The organism is Desemzia incerta (assembly GCF_900115825.1).
GTDB classification, from domain to species: Bacteria; Bacillota; Bacilli; order Lactobacillales; family Carnobacteriaceae; genus Desemzia; species Desemzia incerta.
The window spans coordinates 103,301-120,315 of sequence record NZ_FOXW01000002.1; the positions used below are offsets into that span (position 1 = coordinate 103,301).

At 35.8% G+C, this 17,015-nt stretch carries 15 protein-coding genes; 4 read left to right on the plus strand and 11 right to left on the minus strand.

Annotated features, from left to right (window positions below; translation table 11 throughout):
* Positions 1-34: 34 nt before the first annotated feature.
* The 3 genes from BM137_RS03175 to BM137_RS03185 all read right to left on the minus strand — a co-directional run bounded on the left by BM137_RS03175 (position 35) and on the right by BM137_RS03185 (position 4,534).
* Complete coding sequence (locus tag BM137_RS03175; protein WP_092479713.1) at positions 35-1,159, minus strand: AI-2E family transporter; 1,125 nt, start codon at positions 1,157-1,159, stop codon at positions 35-37.
* Positions 1,160-1,233: 74 nt separating this feature from the next.
* Complete coding sequence (locus tag BM137_RS03180; RefSeq protein WP_092479714.1) at positions 1,234-2,268, minus strand: M42 family metallopeptidase; 1,035 nt, start codon at positions 2,266-2,268, stop codon at positions 1,234-1,236.
* A 130-nt stretch (positions 2,269-2,398) separates the two neighbouring features.
* Complete coding sequence (locus tag BM137_RS03185) at positions 2,399-4,534, minus strand: type IA DNA topoisomerase (protein WP_092479715.1); 2,136 nt, start codon at positions 4,532-4,534, stop codon at positions 2,399-2,401.
* A 256-nt stretch (positions 4,535-4,790) separates the two neighbouring features.
* Here BM137_RS03185 and BM137_RS03190 point away from each other — a divergent pair, with 256 nt between their 5' ends.
* Positions 4,791-5,225 (plus strand): GNAT family N-acetyltransferase, encoded by a 435-nt coding sequence (locus tag BM137_RS03190; RefSeq protein ID WP_092479716.1) that lies wholly within the window; start codon positions 4,791-4,793, stop codon positions 5,223-5,225.
* Positions 5,226-5,313: 88 nt separating this feature from the next.
* Here the strand turns inward: BM137_RS03190 and mgtE are convergent, their stop codons facing one another.
* Genes mgtE through yjbM form a run of 4 tightly spaced genes read right to left on the minus strand, consistent with a single transcriptional unit; the run spans position 5,314 to position 9,031 of the window.
* Positions 5,314-6,675 (minus strand): magnesium transporter, encoded by a 1,362-nt coding sequence (gene mgtE / locus BM137_RS03195; RefSeq protein ID WP_092479717.1) that lies wholly within the window; start codon positions 6,673-6,675, stop codon positions 5,314-5,316.
* A gap of 33 nt (positions 6,676-6,708) precedes the next feature.
* Positions 6,709-7,596 (minus strand): RluA family pseudouridine synthase, encoded by an 888-nt coding sequence (locus tag BM137_RS03200; protein WP_092479718.1) that lies wholly within the window; start codon positions 7,594-7,596, stop codon positions 6,709-6,711.
* Entirely contained in the window at positions 7,586-8,398 is an 813-nt protein-coding gene (locus BM137_RS03205; RefSeq protein ID WP_092479719.1) for an NAD kinase, read from the minus strand. The genes BM137_RS03200 and BM137_RS03205 overlap by 11 nt, the downstream gene beginning before the upstream one ends.
* A 45-nt stretch (positions 8,399-8,443) precedes the next feature.
* Entirely contained in the window at positions 8,444-9,031 is a 588-nt protein-coding gene (gene yjbM / locus BM137_RS03210; RefSeq protein ID WP_092479720.1) for a GTP diphosphokinase, read from the minus strand.
* A 162-nt stretch (positions 9,032-9,193) separates the two neighbouring features.
* Between yjbM and BM137_RS03215 the strand changes: the two genes are divergently transcribed.
* Positions 9,194-9,793: a CYTH domain-containing protein gene (locus BM137_RS03215; RefSeq protein ID WP_092479721.1), complete on the plus strand. Its 600-nt coding sequence runs from the start codon at positions 9,194-9,196 to the stop codon at positions 9,791-9,793.
* 179 nt (positions 9,794-9,972) lie between these two features.
* On the plus strand, positions 9,973-10,611 hold the full coding sequence (locus BM137_RS03220; RefSeq protein WP_092479722.1) for a DsbA family protein: 639 nt from the start codon (positions 9,973-9,975) through the stop codon (positions 10,609-10,611).
* A gap of 134 nt (positions 10,612-10,745) precedes the next feature.
* On the opposite strand, the gene pepF is transcribed toward BM137_RS03220, so the two are convergent.
* From pepF to spxA, 4 genes are all read right to left on the minus strand, one after another.
* A complete protein-coding gene (gene pepF / locus BM137_RS03225) occupies positions 10,746-12,566 on the minus strand; it encodes an oligoendopeptidase F (RefSeq protein WP_092479723.1) in 1,821 nt (606 codons plus the stop codon).
* A gap of 86 nt (positions 12,567-12,652) precedes the next feature.
* On the minus strand, positions 12,653-13,816 hold the full coding sequence (locus BM137_RS03230) for a competence protein CoiA (protein WP_092479724.1): 1,164 nt from the start codon (positions 13,814-13,816) through the stop codon (positions 12,653-12,655).
* A gap of 222 nt (positions 13,817-14,038) precedes the next feature.
* A complete protein-coding gene (locus BM137_RS03235; protein ID WP_092479725.1) occupies positions 14,039-14,716 on the minus strand; it encodes an adaptor protein MecA in 678 nt (225 codons plus the stop codon).
* 275 nt (positions 14,717-14,991) lie between these two features.
* The gene (gene spxA, locus BM137_RS03240) at positions 14,992-15,390 is read right to left on the minus strand and encodes a transcriptional regulator SpxA (RefSeq protein ID WP_092479726.1); all 399 of its coding nucleotides are present in this window, start codon (positions 15,388-15,390) and stop codon (positions 14,992-14,994) included.
* Between the two features lie 515 nt (positions 15,391-15,905).
* On the opposite strand from spxA, the gene trpS reads away from it, so the two are divergent.
* The gene (gene trpS / locus BM137_RS03245) at positions 15,906-16,910 is read left to right on the plus strand and encodes a tryptophan--tRNA ligase (protein WP_092479727.1); all 1,005 of its coding nucleotides are present in this window, start codon (positions 15,906-15,908) and stop codon (positions 16,908-16,910) included.
* Positions 16,911-17,015: the final 105 nt, after the last annotated feature.

Genomic DNA, 17,015 nt, shown 5'->3' on the forward strand with positions numbered 1-17,015 from the left:
GAATACTACACTCTTCACAAACTTGTCAATGGTTTTAGTCAGAAGTTCGTGCATTTTTTTTCAAATTTGCGTATCTGAACTCTTTTCTCAATTTATACATGTTGTGTAAGTAGATGATGATCGTTTTTGTTACCGCATACGTAGGAACGGCCATAATCATTCCCAAGACTCCTGCTAAGTTTCCTGCGACCAAAAGGATGATGATAATTGTTAATGGGTGGATATCCAAAGATTTACCAATAATATTCGGCGAAATCAAATTGCTCTCGATTTGTTGAATCACCAGAACCACTAAAGCTACTTTTACTGCTTGAACCGGAGAGATCGTTAAGGCCAAGACAACTGCCGGAGCCGCTCCAATAAATGGTCCTAAATAAGGAATAATGTTGGTTACCCCAGCAATCAATCCAAACAGTAAAGCATACGGCAAACCGATCAGCATATAGCCTAGATAAGTAAAGATACCAATAAATAAACAAACTAAAGCTTGCCCACTTATATAAGAAGAAATCGTTTGATTCATTTGACCTAGTAAGCCGATCATTTCTGTTCGGTATTCTGCAGGCAAGAACCGAGAAATCGCTTGAGGCAATTTTTCACCATCCCGGAACATGTAAAACAAAATGATTGGAACAGTTACTACGAAAATAGCTGTATTTGCCACTATGCCTACTAAAGAACTCAGACTAGAAGTAACATTGGTAATCAGGAAATTCGAGACGTTCTTGATGCTTAATCCAAACGAATCGATCAATTCGTCTACGTTGATTTCTTGAAACCATTGCTGCTCTTCCCATTTTGTCAATTGTGTTTCAAGGTCAGAGACAACTTTAGGCAGACTTTCTAATAGTTGCGCTACTTGAGTAACAATAGCTGGTATCAACGTCAAAATTAAAATCACTACCACACTAATGAACGCCAATAACACAATGGGAGCAGCAATTTTCCTCTTGATATTGATTTTTTCCAGCAAGGAAGCTATAGGATTCAATAGATAGTACAAAAAACCAGCGGTTAAAATGGGTAAAAACAATGTCGCGATAAACGTTGTTACGGGATAAAACACGAAATCGATCTGGGTCATGATATAGAAGGTTGTTACGACGACTAACAACCATACAGACCAAAACATTAATCGGGAGTCCTTAAGTTTATTCATTTAATTTTTTTCCTCTTTCTTAAAACATAATGGTTGATCTAACTACTGGCGATATAAAATAGTACAAAATTCAATTACTCGATGATAGATAACAAATAGCGTTCTACCAGATTTTCAGTGGCTTTGATTGAATCGTTGTGCGTTCTTTCGTACGCATGGCTGGCATCAATTCCAGCCCCAATTAAAGCATGACGAACGTCTGCCCCGGCTTTCATCGCTGCTGAAGCATCACTGCCATAAAAAGGATAGATATCCAATTGATAAGGAATTTGATGCTTTTCACACAGTTGAGTCAATTGCTTTCTGAATTGGTAATGATAAGGCCCACTGGCATCTTTTACACAAATCGAAACGGAATATTCATCTGTTTGCTGGTCATCTCCCATAGCTCCCATATCTACCGCTAAATACTCAACAACTTTATCTGAGATATTGGAGTTTCCGCCATATCCGATTTCTTCATTATTTGAAATAAAGAAATGTGTCGTATGCGGAAGAGTGATCTTTTCTTTGACTATTTTTGATAGAAATTGCAGCAAAATAGCTACACTCACTTTGTCATCCAAGTGACGTGATTTGATAAATCCTGAATCTGTAATTTCCGTACGCGGATCAAAACTGATGAAATCTCCTACAGAAATCCCTAATGCTTTAGTTTCTTCCGCTGTAGTAACTTTTTCATCGATTCTTACTTCTATATTATCTTGATTTCTTGCAGCTTCTCCAGCATCTTTATAGACATGCACACTAGTTTGATGCATAAGTATGGTTCCTTTATAGGTCTCACCTCTCGTAGTATGGATCGTACAATACTCTCCTTCTATCGCGTTGAAGCGGAACCCTCCAATCAAGTCGATTTTTAATCTTCCATCTGGTTTGACAGCTCGTACCATTGCTCCTAATGTATCAACATGGGCTGTAATAAATCTCTCTTGTTCTGTGTTTTCTCCTTCAACCGTTATCATCAAGCTGCCTTTGCGGTTGATTACAGGTGTGTATCCTTCTTTTTCCATCATTTCTTTGATCACAGAAATGATTTCATACGTATTTCCTGTTGGGGAAGGGATATTCGTTAACTGTTTCACTTTGTCGATTGTTTGCTCAGTCATCCTATTGCTCCATTCTATTCTATTTTTTATTATTTTCAGTATAAGCTAAAGTGTTAGAGAAAGAAAGACGGTATACATGTAGTCCGAAAATAGTATCTCCCCTTCAGACTACTTGATCTCCCAAACAAATTTAGCTTGTTTCTTTTTTATCAAATGGTTTAAAAGCCAATTCTTGCTTTTCATTTATCATCAAGGCTGCTGAAAACAAGTGACCACTTTTCTTTTTGAATCCTTTTAACACTTGCGTTTCTCCTTGTTCCAGTAGTTTTCTGACGGTTGCCGGTGAGAGTGTCTTACCTACGAACTTTTTGGGGATCAAGAACCCGCAACCTTTGCTATACCCCGTACAGCCATAAATCTTCCCTTTATCGATGATCGTTTGTCTGCACTTAGGACAAATACCTATAGGCTCTCTGTCAGTTTTTCCCGCAGTCGCTTTGTCAGACCAATCATGTGTATTCAACGTTTCAACAGCTGAAGTCAATGTGTGTTGAATAAACTGTTCTATATTGGCCAAAAAAGCTTTTTGAGTTCCTTCTTCACTTTTGATTTTTTTCAAATAGGTTTCCCATTTCGCAGTCATTTCTGGACTGCTTAACAACGTATTTTCTACCGCCTCACATAAGATTTCACCTTTCGCGGTAACCGTAACCGTATTCTTTTTAACGTCAATATACTGTTGGTGTTTTAGCGTCTCCAAAACGTTTGCTCTAGTCGCTTCTGTTCCAATTCCTTCTGTTTCTTTTAGGATCTCTTTTTCTTCCGCATTGTCTAATTCTTTTCCACACGTTTTCATTGCTGTGATGAGTGTACCTTCTGTATAAAACTTAGGCGGTGTGGTCATTCCTTTTGACGTTTTCAATTCAGTTTCTACTGGTTCGTCTTTCTTTAATGGCGGGAGTTCCACCTGATCATCTTTACTTGTTTTTTTAGTAGACGCATATTCTAGTTTTCTCCACCCATCTTCTAAGACCACTTTTCCTTTACTCACGAAATCAAGCTGTTTGATGTCAACTGTGACTTTCGTTTCATCATACACGTAGTTCGTTTCAAACATCGCTAGCGTCCGTTTTAAAACAGTATAGTAAATTTGTTTTTGTATAGCAGACAATTTATCTAGTTGCTTTTGAGCAGGTATTTTCTTAGTCGGGATAATAGCATAATGTTCTTGGACTTTTGAATCGTCCACATACTGTTTTCTCTTACTCGTATTCGGCTGTTCTATTTTATAGTTCAGCAACTGCTCATAGTCTTTTCTCTTTTCCAGCAAATAAGCAAATTCAGACCCAGTGATGTGTCTGCAATCACTTCTGGGATAACTCAATAATTTGGCTTCATACAACGACTGAACATGTTTCAATGTATCAGAAGGACTGATTTTATATTTTTTGTTAATCAAACTTTGCAAGTCGCTTAATGAAAATAATAAAGGTGATGGTTGAGAGATTCTTTTTGTCTCTACATCTGTTATCTTGCCGGAGTTGTGTGCTGATAAGCCATGTTTTTGAATCACGTCTAACAGTTCTTTTTTGGATGAGAATTTTTTATGGTATTTTGCTTGAAATACACCTTTTTCAGCTGTAACTTCTGCGTGCAATTCAAAAAACGGCTGTGGAACAAACTTTTCGATTTCTTTTTGCCGTTGATAAATCATATACAATGTTGGAGTCTGTACACGACCTACGCTAAAAACTCCTTCATTGATTCCTTTAGCTTGTAAAGATAAGGTATAAAAGCGAGACAAATTGATGCCTACAAGCCAATCACTAACCTGCCTTGTTTGAGCTTCGATATAAGAAGAATAAAATTCTTTACCGTCTCTTAATCGAGCAAAACCTTTTTGAATTTCTTCCGTCTCCAGTGAATTGATCCACAGCCGTTTAATGATTTTATTCTCGGCCTTCGCTTGATGAATAATAGATCGGGCAATATTTTCTCCTTCTCGATCACTATCTGTAGCAATAATGATTTCATCAGCTTCTTTTAACAATTTTTTTACCACTGTAAATTGTTTCGCCTTTCCAGCCCCTACTTTAAAACGAAAATTTTCTGGGATAATAGGCAGTTCTTTCATGCTCCATTTTTTCCATTCTTTTTTATAGGTCTCCGGAGGGGCTAATTCGATCAGATGTCCGTATCCCCAGGTGATGACAAACTCATTTGATGCAGACAAGGTGATATAACCATCTTTTTTAGTATATTTCCCAAAGGATTCAGCATAAGCTTGTGCTTGGGAAGGCTTCTCTGCCAGGACGACTTTTTTCATACTTCTCACTACCTTCAATTGGAAATTTTAATCTACTTACGTCACCATTTGAGTGACCTTATTGCACTCATCAAAAAGATTCATTACTTATATAATACTTTATTTACGGCGGCTTTTTTTATAAAAACTGCTTTTTTACTAAAATAATAGCATTGATTATGAATCATATGATCTTCGCTCATTTCACTTTGAAATTGTTCTTTTACTTTCCTTATGTTACTCTATTTATCAAATAGAAAAAAGTGAGGCAGGGCAAATGAACTTTGAATGGACAACAGATATTGAATCTTCTATCTATAAAGACTCTTTAGCTCTACGGACAAAAGTTTTTGTAGAAGAACAAAAAGTACCGGTAGAATTGGAAATCGACGAACTGGAAAGTAAAACAATCCATGTTGTTGGATACAACCATCAACATGCTATCGCTACTGCACGTATTTATGAAAAAAGTCCCCATACTTACAAGGTACAACGCGTAGCGGTAGACTCTGAATTACGTGGCCAGAAAGTCGGTATGCAGCTTATGCAAGAAGTCGAAAGATATGTTTCTTCTCTTGAAGGAAAAGCGATGATCTTAGAAGCTCAAGATTACGCCATTCCATTCTATGAAAAATTAGGCTTTATTATTACAGATCCAAATGGGTTTATGGATGCAGGGATACCTCATCATGCAATGGCAAAACAATTGTGAGTTGACGATGATTCGATAAAGTAAAAGGAAGCTGAGACAGTCTCAGCTTCCTTTTTTCGCTTTAATTTTTTATCAAAAAGCATCATGTCTATAAGGCTGTTAAAAAATAAGCAGCGATATTGAAGTAAATAAACACACTCGTTAAATCGCTTAAAGTGGTAATGAACGGTCCACTAGCCACTGCAGGATCAAAACCTAATTTATCCATCAAAACAGGGATGAAACTTCCCGCCAAATTGGCGATTGTAATGGCAAATAACATGGCTACACCGATAACCAACCCTAAAACCATATTAGATTGCCATATTCCTACCAGCAAGAAAACAGTTATCCCAGTCACTAAACCTGTAATCAATCCAGATGAGAGTTCTCCTAAAATCATCCGCCCAATCGTTCTGCTTTTATCTTCTTTTTCTGCTAGTCTTCGAACGGCTACCGCTAGTGACTGAGTACCTGCATTCCCAGCAGTTCCTGTAATCAAAGATATAAAGACGGCCAATATGCTGACTTCACTGACCATATTTTCATAATTGCTGATTAATGTTGAAGTTCCCATACCAAGGAACAACAATGTTACTAACCAAGGCAACCTCTTAGAAGCCACCACAAAAGGATTTTCTGATCTTTCATCCACGTCTACCCCGGCCAAACCAGAATAGTCGCTTCTTGCTTCTTCATCAATAACATCGATAATATCATCAACCGTAATAATACCGACTAAACGGTCCACTAAGTCTATAACCGGAACAGCCAGTAAGTCGTAGTCCCGAATAGTATGAGCGACTTCTTCTTGATCGTCAGTCACATGGACTGAAATCAATCTGGTGCCCATAACGTTTTCTACTAACTCATCATCTTTTCTAGTTATCAAATCCCTCAAGGATAAAACTCCTACAAGTTGTTTTTTCGAATTTACTACATATAGATAATAAATTGTCTCTGCTTCTTCAGACTGTCTTTTCACTTCTAATAAAGCTTCTTTGATCGTCAATCCTGCCGCGATAGAAACAAATTCAGTCGTCATGATTGATCCAGCGGTGTTGTCTTCATAGACTAACAGATCGCTGATTTCTTCTGCTTCATCTAAAGGCATCAGATCTAAGTATTCTTTTTGCTGTTCTTGCTCTAACTGGTTTAAAATATCTACGGCATTATCTGTGTACATCTCACTTAACATATCTGCTGCATACTGGATATTCATCTCTTGTAAATAGTCTTCGATGAATTCTTCATCTTCTTCGATGGTATCGAACAAGTCAGCCATTTCTTCTGGCGAAAGAAACGCATAGATTTTCTTTCTCTCTTCATTGGCTAATGACAAATAGAATTGCCCTTGATCATAAGTATGTAGCGAAAGAAAGTACCTTCTGAAATTATTGATATCCCCAGCTATTAAGTATTCTCTTAAAAATTGTAATTTGTCTTCGATTTTTTCTGAGTTATCATTCACGAAAATTCTTCCTTTCTACTAGGTAACGCATGTTTATTGTTGTTGTTTCCAAGCTTGGAAATCTTCAGGATATTCAGCGGTGATCGTGACTGACTTCTCTAAAAATGGATGGTGAAATGTCAGCTCACGGCAATGCAAAGCTTGGCGCTTGATCCATGGATTTTCTTTTCCGCCGTAAAGAGTGTCGCTGATCAGCGGGAGTCCCATCCAACTAAAATGAACACGGATCTGATGAGTTCTGCCTGTATGCAATTGAATATCTACCAGCGAACTGTCTGAATATTCTTTCTTCACCCAATATTCAGTTAAAGCTGCTTTTCCGCTTTCATGGACTCTCCTCGTGATGATTGAATCACTTGTCCGAGCGATAGGCGCATCAATATATCCATGAGCCTGTTTTAACCGACCCGAAACGACAGCTGTATATTTTTTGATGACTTCTTTGTCTCTCAATGCTTGATCGATCAGTGCGTGGGCATAACGATGCTTAGCAAAAAACATCAAGCCGGATGTATCTCTATCCAGCCTAGTCACTATATGAATGACTTTGTTGGAATATTGTTTTTGAATAAAATAGCCTTTCACGCGATTAGCCATCGTATCTTTTGGGTGTACATTTGATGGGATAGACGCTACTCCAGCTGGTTTGTTGACGATCAAAAAATGATCATCTTCAAAAACGATATCGATTGGCAAATCCGAAGGAAGAATATTAGGTGTACCTTCGTCATCTGGGACAGTAACCTTTACTATATCATTTTTTCCTAATTTATACACAGCATTTACCTCATGACCGTTCACTTCTATTTTTCCGCCATGAAACTTTACTTGTGCTAACAAACCTCTAGAAATGCCCTGTTGTTTTAAAAAAGATTTTACTTGTATCAATTGTTCATTTTCGTATTGCCATTTAAAGATCATTCTGTTTATTCGCTCCTATAAAACCTGCTTCTACACGATTCCAGAAATGGGTATGTCTGTATCGAGCAAAATGGATTCGTTCTTTCGCTACACGATAAGATAATTCTACAATATTTTTTTCTGAGGATGTCAAATGATCGATGGTTAAGACAAATCCTTCAGAGGTTACGGGTCTCAAAGTCAACCATTCATCAGTAGGGATGATCATCGGTGAACTCAATGTACGAAAAACTCGATTATTTATTGAGGCAATTTCTGCGATTTGAAGAGCATTGATTCGCGGATGGATAACAGCGCCGCCTACGGATTTATTATATCCTGTAGAGCCTGTTGGAGTTGAAATACACATTCCGTCTCCTCTAAAACGTTCAAAAAATTCATCTTTGATGTATACGTCACAAACCATCGTTCCATCCAATCGTTTGATCGTCGATTCATTTAGTGCAAGAAAATGGGCAGGTTCTTTTCTTCCTTGATAAATTGCAGACACATCCAATAGAGGATAACTGACACTCTCACCCTTATCTCTTACTAAACTTTGGACCAACTCCTCAATCTCGTAATCTCGCCAGTCTGTATAAAAGCCTAAATGCCCAGTATGAACACCTACAAAGCGTACTTGGTTCAATAAATGGGCGTAACGATGAAAAGCAGAGAGCAACGTTCCGTCTCCCCCTACCGTAACGACAACATCTGGATTCTTATTGTCTAAAGTCAAACCAGCTTGAAGTGCGGTTTCTCGAAATTGCTTTACTAATGCAACTGATTTCTCACTATCATTGCTCACTATTCCTACTCTCACGGTTAGCCTCCTCCTGATTCTGCCATTTTACTTTCTCCTTCGTTTTTAACGAATTTCTTCTCTAATCTGAGACATCTCTTCATCCAACCTGAAAGCTGCTTCGGCTGCTCTTTCGAGACGAACTCTTAAATCTTTCGGCAAATCATCTTGGTATTTATAATTCAACGAATGCTCTATCGTTGCCCAAAAGTTCATGGCTAATGTTCTGATTTGTATTTCCACTAACACATTTTTTTCGCCATCTATCAATTGCACCGGATATTCTACGATGATGTGATACGAACGGTATCCACTATCTTTTTTATGAGAAATGTAATCTTTTTCTTCAACAATTTTCATATCATTTCGTTTTTGGATCAATGCCACTATGTCTCTTATATCATCTACAAATTGGCACATAATACGCAATCCAGCAATGTCTTGCATTTCATCTTCAAGTTTTTCATAAGGTATATCCCGCAACACCATTTTTCCTAAAATACTGTCTATAGGTTTGACTCGTCCTGTGACGAATTCAATAGGGTTGTGTATATTTTCTGTATGGTATTGTCTGCGTATCCCTCTTAATTTCACTTTCAATTCTTCTACGGCTTGTGAATAAGGCGATAAAAATTCTGACCAGTTCTCAATCATAGCTGCAACCTTCTTTACCTATTTCTTATCGATTTACTTTCTAATTCTCAATAGTACTAGTTTAACACATTTTAAAACAAAGAAGAAACTTCAAGTAAGGCTGAACTATGGTAAAATACTTTAGATGCAATAAAAAGGAATCGTCATTAAGGAGAGAATCGTATGAGCGAAGAATTGGAAATAGAATTCAAAAATCTACTAAGCAAATCAGAATATAATGAGTTGCTGAATATTTTCAATGCGCGCGAAAAAGACTTTTTTTCGCAAGAAAATCATTATTTTGATACGGCAGATAGTCGGTTAAGAAAACTGAATTCAGGATTGAGAATCAGATTGCTGCCCCAATCAGCTGAGTTGACCTTAAAAACTCCTCTTGGACTGCATTTGTTGGAGACAACCGACCAGATGACATTAGAGGAAGCACATGCTTATTTAGCTGGCAGCACCATCAAAAAGGATGGTATGGTAGGCAGAAAATTAACAGAAATGAACATTTTAATAGAAGATTTACGCATTATTGGTTCTTTAAAGACTGTAAGATTCGAAACATCCGTACCAGAAGGTCTGGTTGTTCTTGATAAAAGTACCTATGCAGGAAAATTAGATTATGAATTAGAATTTGAAGCACAAGATCATCATGAAGGGTTAGACTTTTTCAATCAGTTTTTAGAAAAATACGCAATCCCAAGAAGAATAGGAAAAAATAAAATAGCGCGTATGAAAGAGGCAATGGACGAAAACGAACGAAATGTGAAGCCTTAAAAGGCTGTTTTTCCGGGGTTTTTGTAAAATTTGTGGCAAGTTTGTTACAAGCTTGTCTTTTTTTTCCATTTTTTGATTCAGTCCATTATCACTTTTCGTCTATTTTTGATAAAGTGTCTATGTTGCCACAAAGAGTTGAGGTAACTAAAACAAAAAAATAAACTATATAAGGTGACGACATGCTTACTACAAAAAAAATAATCGAGTTTTATTTATTTATTAATCCATTAGAAAAAGAAAGTTTTGAAAATTTGCAAAACATATTAGCTTTTGCTGAAACCAGACAAGAAAAAGTTTCTATCCAAATCATGCCATTATTGAATTTATCTAGCTTTAACCATTTTATGTATAAACATAATCTTTCAGAAACAGATTTAACAACCAGAAATAAATTATTTGCTCAAACTTACGATATGTCTTTATCTTTTATTGCTGCTTCTATGCAAGGAAAGAAAAAAGGCCGCAAATTCTTATTGAATTTGCAAGATGCTGTATTGAATCAAGGTCGCACTTATTCTGAAGAATTACTTGTAGAGATGGCTGAAAAATCAAAAATCGATGTTCCTATGTTTTTCGACGATAAACAATCTGATTTTGCAAAAACGGCTTTCTCAGCTGATCAAAAAGTAGCGCGAGACATGAAAGTTGAAACTGCACCTTCTTGTGTGATGTTCAATGAATCATTGTATGAGTATGGTTTGTTACTAGAACATGAAGTTTCTTATTCTTTACTAAATAACTTGTATGACATCTCTCCTAACCAACTAGACACAGTGATGAAAAAAAATGTATTTCCAACATTAAGAGTGTTAAATTAACCGACAGGCTACATCAAAAGACTTCTTTAAGAAGTCTTTTTTTATGGTTTAACTTGTTTTATAACCAACTACAAAAAAAAGAGATGGACAACAGTGTCCATCTCTTTTTTATACACCACTTTTAATGGCTAAGTTTAGTCTGCTTTTACTTCTTTTATTAATTCTTCTAATTCGTTCAAACGTCTTTCGAAGACAGCCATAGCTTTTTCAATGTAGTCTTTTTCTGTCATATCCACGCCAGCTTTTTTCATAACTTCAATCGGAAAGTCGCTATTACCAGATTTTAGATACGTTAGGTATTTATCTAATGCGCCTTCTTCTCCACTCATGATTTTATCTGCTAAAGCAGTAGCTGCAGAGAATCCTGTTGAATATTGATACACATAATAATTGTAGTAGAAATGAGGAATGCGAGACCATTCGTAAGCAATTTCGGGATCTTTTTCTACTGCAGGGCCATAATAACGAGCATTTAGTTCTCCATAATAGTTCGTTAAAAACTCTGCTGTTAAAGGAGTTCCCTTTCTAGCTTCTTCATGTATTGTGTGTTCGAACTCAGCAAATTGAGTTTGACGGAAAATAGTTCCTTTAAACCCATCCAAATAATGGTTTAAAATGTACACACGTACTTTTGGATCCGTTACCGTTTGCAGCAGATATTCTGTTAAGATGTTCTCATTAGTTGTAGAGGCAATCTCCGCTAAGAAAATAGAGTAATCTCCATATACATATGGTTGATTTTTTCTCGTAAAGTAACTGTGAGCACTGTGCCCTAATTCATGCACTAACGTATACAAATTGTTTAAAGAATCGTGCCAATTCAATAAAATGTAAGGATTGGTCGCATAAGCTCCGGATGAGTAAGCTCCACTTCGTTTTCCAGTATTTTCAACCACATCGATCCAGCGGTTTTCAAAAGCTTCTTCCAAGACAGCCTCATACTCTTTTCCAAGAGGTTGAAGAGCTTTCATCGTTTCCTCTTTGGCTTCCTCATATGTATACTTGATCCCAGCTTCTCCTGTGATTGGTGTATACATATCATACATATGCAATTCGTCTACTCCCAACAATTCTTTTCTAAGGGCTACGTAACGGTGAAGCAATGGCAAATGTTCTGCTACCACTTCAATCAAATTATCGTGAACTGATTCCGGAATATGATTATTTGCTAAAGCAGCCTCTCTGGCAGAGCCATAATGGTGCACTTTCGCATTGTAATTATGGTATTTCACATTTGATCCCAACGTACTGGCAAAGGTGTTTTTTAATCCTTGATATACACTGTAAAGTTTTTTGAAAGCTTGTTCACGTACCGAACGATTTGTGCTTTCCAGCAATTCTCCAAATACCCCATGAGATAGTTGGACATCTTCGCCGTTTTCATCTTTTATAGTAGGAAATTGGATATCTGCATTGTTCAACACACTAAACGTCTTGCTTGAAGCCCCAAATATTTCACTAGCTCCTGCTAATAAAGCTTCTTCATTTGCAGATAGAATATGATCTCGGTTATCAGTCATCTGATCGATAAAGTGACGGTAAACAGCTAGTTCTTTATTTTCTTCAAAATAACTGTTTAGTTGATTTTCAGGAATTTCTAGTACTTCTGGTTCAAACCAAGCCATTGCTTCTCCAGATTTGGCTGCCAATAAAGAAGCTGAATCATACATACCTTGATAGGTAGAATTAGCTGTATCCTGATCATTTTTTAAATGAGCGTATACATAGACTGTTTCAAGTTTGTTAGAAACATCTAATAACGTTTCGACAGCTTGTTGGAATGTTGTTGCACCTTCTTGCAATTTACCCTTAAACCCAGTTATTTTAGCTAAACTTCCTTCAACATCCTGGTAGGCTTTTTCAAATTCAGCATCTGAATTAAAAATAACTGTTAGATCCCAAGTCAGTTCTTCTGGTACTTCATGTCGTTTTGGTAATTTGTTTGATTCACTCATAGCACATAACCTCCTAAATTTTCATCACTTTCTAATCTTAACATAATTTTCACATAAAAAAAGTGAGAGCTGCATTTTTTTCTGTTTTACAGCTCTTTTTTGTCCAATTTTTCAAATTCGTCTAGTTTCTCACTTTCGTATTTGTATGTATAAGGCAGATTATTAATCCGCCATTCCCTTGCATTCAACGAAGTAAGAACAGTCTGTTTTTCCAGTTTTGATAAATAAGAATAGAACACTTTTTCCTTTATTGTATTTTCAATAAAAGGTAAAAGACAAAAATGGAATTCTTTATTTTTTTTCATATCCTCTATTTTTGTATCCAATTCTTCCTTTGAAAATATTTTTCCGCTGCCCTTTTCTTTTATCCATTCTAGAAGAATCATTTTCCAGAAATGTGGGATCGTTTTAATGATCCATTCATTCTCTACAGGTATGTATACTTCTTTAGGTAGGGAAATCAGTGAATATCCATGATAATAAATATATTTTTGAAATTCGACCATCTTTGGATTTTGATAGAGTCTTCCTTTTATTAAGTATTCATGGCTTTTTTGGTAAGAAAAATTATGGGTTATTTCATTTGTTGGAACCGTTGATTCGGACATATCGAACCATTTTTTTAATCCGGCCAAATCAACGAGCATTACCCTTTTTCTGACCGAACCGCCTGGCTGGTCAACGGATATATTGGCATAGATTTCGAATAACTGTTTATCTTCTCTTAAACAAATAAAATAAATCCCTAAAAGTGGATGATGTCTCAGAAATAGTTGTTGAAAAGGAGTCACCTGTCTTTTTAATTGAAATTTGCTGCCGGCAATCCATAGAACTTCATACCCGTTTTTTCGATACCCTTCTGTTCGCTCCAACATTTTTTCAAATGATAACGGACTGCACTGAAATTCTATCGCTATCGGTCGGTCTGCCTCTGGCCAAATCAATAAGTCCGGTCTTTGATGCAACTCCGGCAAATAGGCTTCTAATTGACAAGGAATATTTTCATTTGAGAACCATTCAAATAATAATTTTTTTCCTGCTAAATGTTCTTGAGTCTCTCCTTCTGAAAAAAGCGAACAGTTGCTATGTCTGAAGTGAGCAAAATGCGCTTGAATAACTTTGCCGCTTTTTAAAAATACTTTTTCATGACAACCTGGACAGAAATAAACGTGTTGCACCTCCTGGTTATTCCCTTTATTGATTTGGTCAGCAGTAATGTGTTCATTTTTAACCGTTAAAGCTACATACATCCTTATCACTCCTTATTCATCATGATTCCTTATGGATAATATGCGCAAAAAAATAGACTTTTCTTATAAAAAATGATATTTTGACAATTTTTAATTATATATAAAGAAAGACGCTCATGCTTTTAGGAGGCGGTATAGAGAAGACCCCTTGATTTTCTATACACAAAAATACCTGATGAGAAAACAAATTCTCATCAGGTGTTTTGCACATAGTATTCTAGTTTACTTAAAAAAGTAGCGAAGTGTCTCTAATGCACTTCTTTCAATGATTGATTTGCCGTACTCTTCAAGAATACCACTGGTTACATTGGTTTTCTTAGCAAATTCCAGCACTAAAGCTGTTTCGCGTTCCATATTGAAGATTTGCGCCCCATCTACGAAGAGGACGATTTCTAAATAGTAGCGATTGTTGTAATAATAAACATTTGACACAGCGTTATTCAAATACAATATTTTTGATAAACTGATTAGATCTTCAAAATCTTCAAATTCCACAACCAATTCTTTCGTTTGATTTGATGGATCACCTAAATACATATCGATTTCATCCATATCAGTATCTAAATTTTGATTATCAGAAGTAATTCGGTCTTGAATGTACTGAGTTATCTCATCTTTACTAAAATTTTCAGCATCAGATAAGTCCAAATGGTCAGCAGAAGGGCCTTCTTTACTAATAAATAATTCAAGTCCATTTCCTTTAGGTAAAACTTGAAAAGTTATGGCATCAGATTCATGGAACTGTTCATCAATATCTACTTCTTCCAAAATACTATAAAAGAAATTTTCAATTTGTTTACGGTTTCCTAAGAGATCTAAAAATTTAATTCCTCTTTCTTCTAAATCAGAATTATCAATTTCTACTCGAATGGTATCTTCATTAATACGTTCCATTTCCATAGTCCTGCACCTACTTTCTATGCAATTCCATTGAATTGCTAGCTAAAAGCTCATTTATATCTATAGATTTATTGTATAGGAAATTATTTAAATGTAAAGCCAAAAAACTGTAAACTACTAGCTGGAGGGTAAAAAAATAGAGCTGGACCAAGATTATTGGTTCAAGCTCTGTTAAATTTTCGCTTTTAGACAAACAGTAAAAATCAACTTCATTACTCAATGTTTATGGATACGACATTTCTTTGAGTCGTTAACCTTTGCTTAACCTTTTGTGTTCAAATTCCTGCTATTAGTTGTGCTTTTTGTAACTCTAATGCACGAACTTCTCTTGGCAAGAAACGACGAATTTCATCTTCATTGTAACCTACTTGCAGACGTTTTTCGTCTACCATGATAGGGCGACGTAATAAACCAGGGTTTTCTTGGATCACATCGTATAATTCTTGTAAATTCATATCGTCTAAATCGATGTTTAATTCTTGGAAAGCTTTTGAACGAGTCGAAATAATTTCTTCCGTACCGTCTTCTGTCATACGTAAAATGGATTTGATTTCTGTAATCGTTAACCCTTCAGAAAAAATATTTCTTTCTACATAAGGAATATCATTTTCTTCTAACCACGCTCTCGCTTTTCGACATGATGTGCAGCTTGGTGATGTAAATAAAGTAACCATATGTATTCTCTCCTTTGTAATGAGCTAGTTTTTTTATCAATGGTTGATGTATCACTTGCTAACTTACAAGGATTATTATAACGAATGATTTATACAAAGTCTACCCCTTTTTGACATTTTTTTGTCAAATTTAGTTATTATTTTTGTATATTTTAGTCACTTTTATTATTCCGTTCACAATAATAATCTGCAAACCTTTTTAAATCAACGTTATTTTATACTTGTGTATATTTATAATAATTATAAATAAGTTATTATTACATTCTGAACTTTTTCCGCCTTTTTAGTGAAAACCCTTTAATGTCAACTTTCTTAAAACAATTTCCATTTTCACTTATCATTTTTTTCGAAATAGTAGACACCTAACAAGTTTTAATAATTTTTCCTTTTATTTAAGGAAAGACCTAAATTTTCAAGGTTTTAAGCAAATATTTCCTATTTTTCATAACAAACGGCTCTTTTTTTGTTATGATATCTAGGGAGCAAGAATTGTATAGATACAGGGAGTGTAAGAAATGACAAAAACTATTTTTTCAGGTATTCAACCTAGTGGTACGCCTACCATAGGAAATTATATTGGAGCTATGAGACAATTCATTCCTTTACAGGAAGAATTTAACTGCTTCTATTGCATTGTAGACGAACATGCTATAACAGTTCCTCAAGATCGCCTGCAATTGAGAAAGCAAACAAAGAGTTTAGCGGCTTTATACTTAGCTATTGGATTAGACCCAGAGAAAGCTACAGTATTCATTCAATCAGAAGTTTCTGCTCATGCAGAAGCTGCTTGGATCGTTCAATGCAACACCACGATTGGGGAACTCGAACGAATGACTCAGTTCAAAGACAAATCCGCTAAAAATGGAAAAGCTGGTGTATCTGCCGGATTACTAACTTATCCCCCACTAATGGTAGCGGATATCATCTTATACCAAGCCGACTTAGTTCCTGTAGGGGAAGATCAAAAACAACATTTAGAATTAACTCGCGATTTTGTCGAACGCTTTAATAATCGTTATGGAAATAATAACGCTATTTTAACGTTGCCTGAAGTGCATATTCCTGAAGCAGGTGGTAGAATTATGAGCTTACAAGATCCTACCAAAAAAATGAGCAAATCAGATGAAAACCAAAAAGGATTTATCTCTATGTTGGATGAACCTAAAGTAATACGAAAAAAAATCAAGAGTGCTATTACTGATTCAAGTGGTGTTATTGAATATGACAAGGAAAATAAACCAGGAGTTTCTAATTTGCTGACAATTTATTCTTCTTTCACAAACGAATCTATCGATACCATCGTTAAACGCTATGAAGGTGTAGGTTATGGTCAATTTAAAGAAGATCTAGCTGAAGCTGTTGTGGCTGTTTTAGAACCTATCCAACAACGACACGATGAATTATTGGCATCAGAAGAATTAGATCTTATTTTAGACAAAGGCGCTGAAGAAGCAAGATTAGTAGCAAACAAAACTCTAAGAAAAATGAAAAATGCTGTTGGATTAGGCAGAAAAAGATAATAATCGCTATTAAAAAGATCTGTGTCATTAATCCACAGCAATCAAGGGTGAACAAACACAGAAAAGTTACACTTGTTTCAAAATAAAAAAGACTGAACAAAGTCA

Bases quoted from the DNA above. Each gene is read 5' to 3' on its own strand.
- BM137_RS03175 (WP_092479713.1), bottom strand. From the start codon at position 1,159: ATGAATAAACTTAAGGACTCCCGATTAATGTTTTGGTCTGTATGGTTG.
- BM137_RS03180 (WP_092479714.1), bottom strand. From the start codon at position 2,268: ATGACTGAGCAAACAATCGACAAAGTGAAACAGTTAACGAATATCCCT.
- BM137_RS03185 (WP_092479715.1), bottom strand. From the start codon at position 4,534: ATGAAAAAAGTCGTCCTGGCAGAGAAGCCTTCCCAAGCACAAGCTTAT.
- BM137_RS03190 (WP_092479716.1), top strand. From the start codon at position 4,791: ATGAACTTTGAATGGACAACAGATATTGAATCTTCTATCTATAAAGAC.
- BM137_RS03200 (WP_092479718.1), bottom strand. From the start codon at position 7,596: ATGATCTTTAAATGGCAATACGAAAATGAACAATTGATACAAGTAAAA.
- yjbM (WP_092479720.1), bottom strand. From the start codon at position 9,031: ATGATTGAGAACTGGTCAGAATTTTTATCGCCTTATTCACAAGCCGTA.
- BM137_RS03215 (WP_092479721.1), top strand. From the start codon at position 9,194: ATGAGCGAAGAATTGGAAATAGAATTCAAAAATCTACTAAGCAAATCA.
- BM137_RS03220 (WP_092479722.1), top strand. From the start codon at position 9,973: ATGCTTACTACAAAAAAAATAATCGAGTTTTATTTATTTATTAATCCA.
- pepF (WP_092479723.1), bottom strand. From the start codon at position 12,566: ATGAGTGAATCAAACAAATTACCAAAACGACATGAAGTACCAGAAGAA.
- BM137_RS03230 (WP_092479724.1), bottom strand. From the start codon at position 13,816: ATGTATGTAGCTTTAACGGTTAAAAATGAACACATTACTGCTGACCAA.
- BM137_RS03235 (WP_092479725.1), bottom strand. From the start codon at position 14,716: ATGGAAATGGAACGTATTAATGAAGATACCATTCGAGTAGAAATTGAT.
- spxA (WP_092479726.1), bottom strand. From the start codon at position 15,390: ATGGTTACTTTATTTACATCACCAAGCTGCACATCATGTCGAAAAGCG.
- trpS (WP_092479727.1), top strand. From the start codon at position 15,906: ATGACAAAAACTATTTTTTCAGGTATTCAACCTAGTGGTACGCCTACC.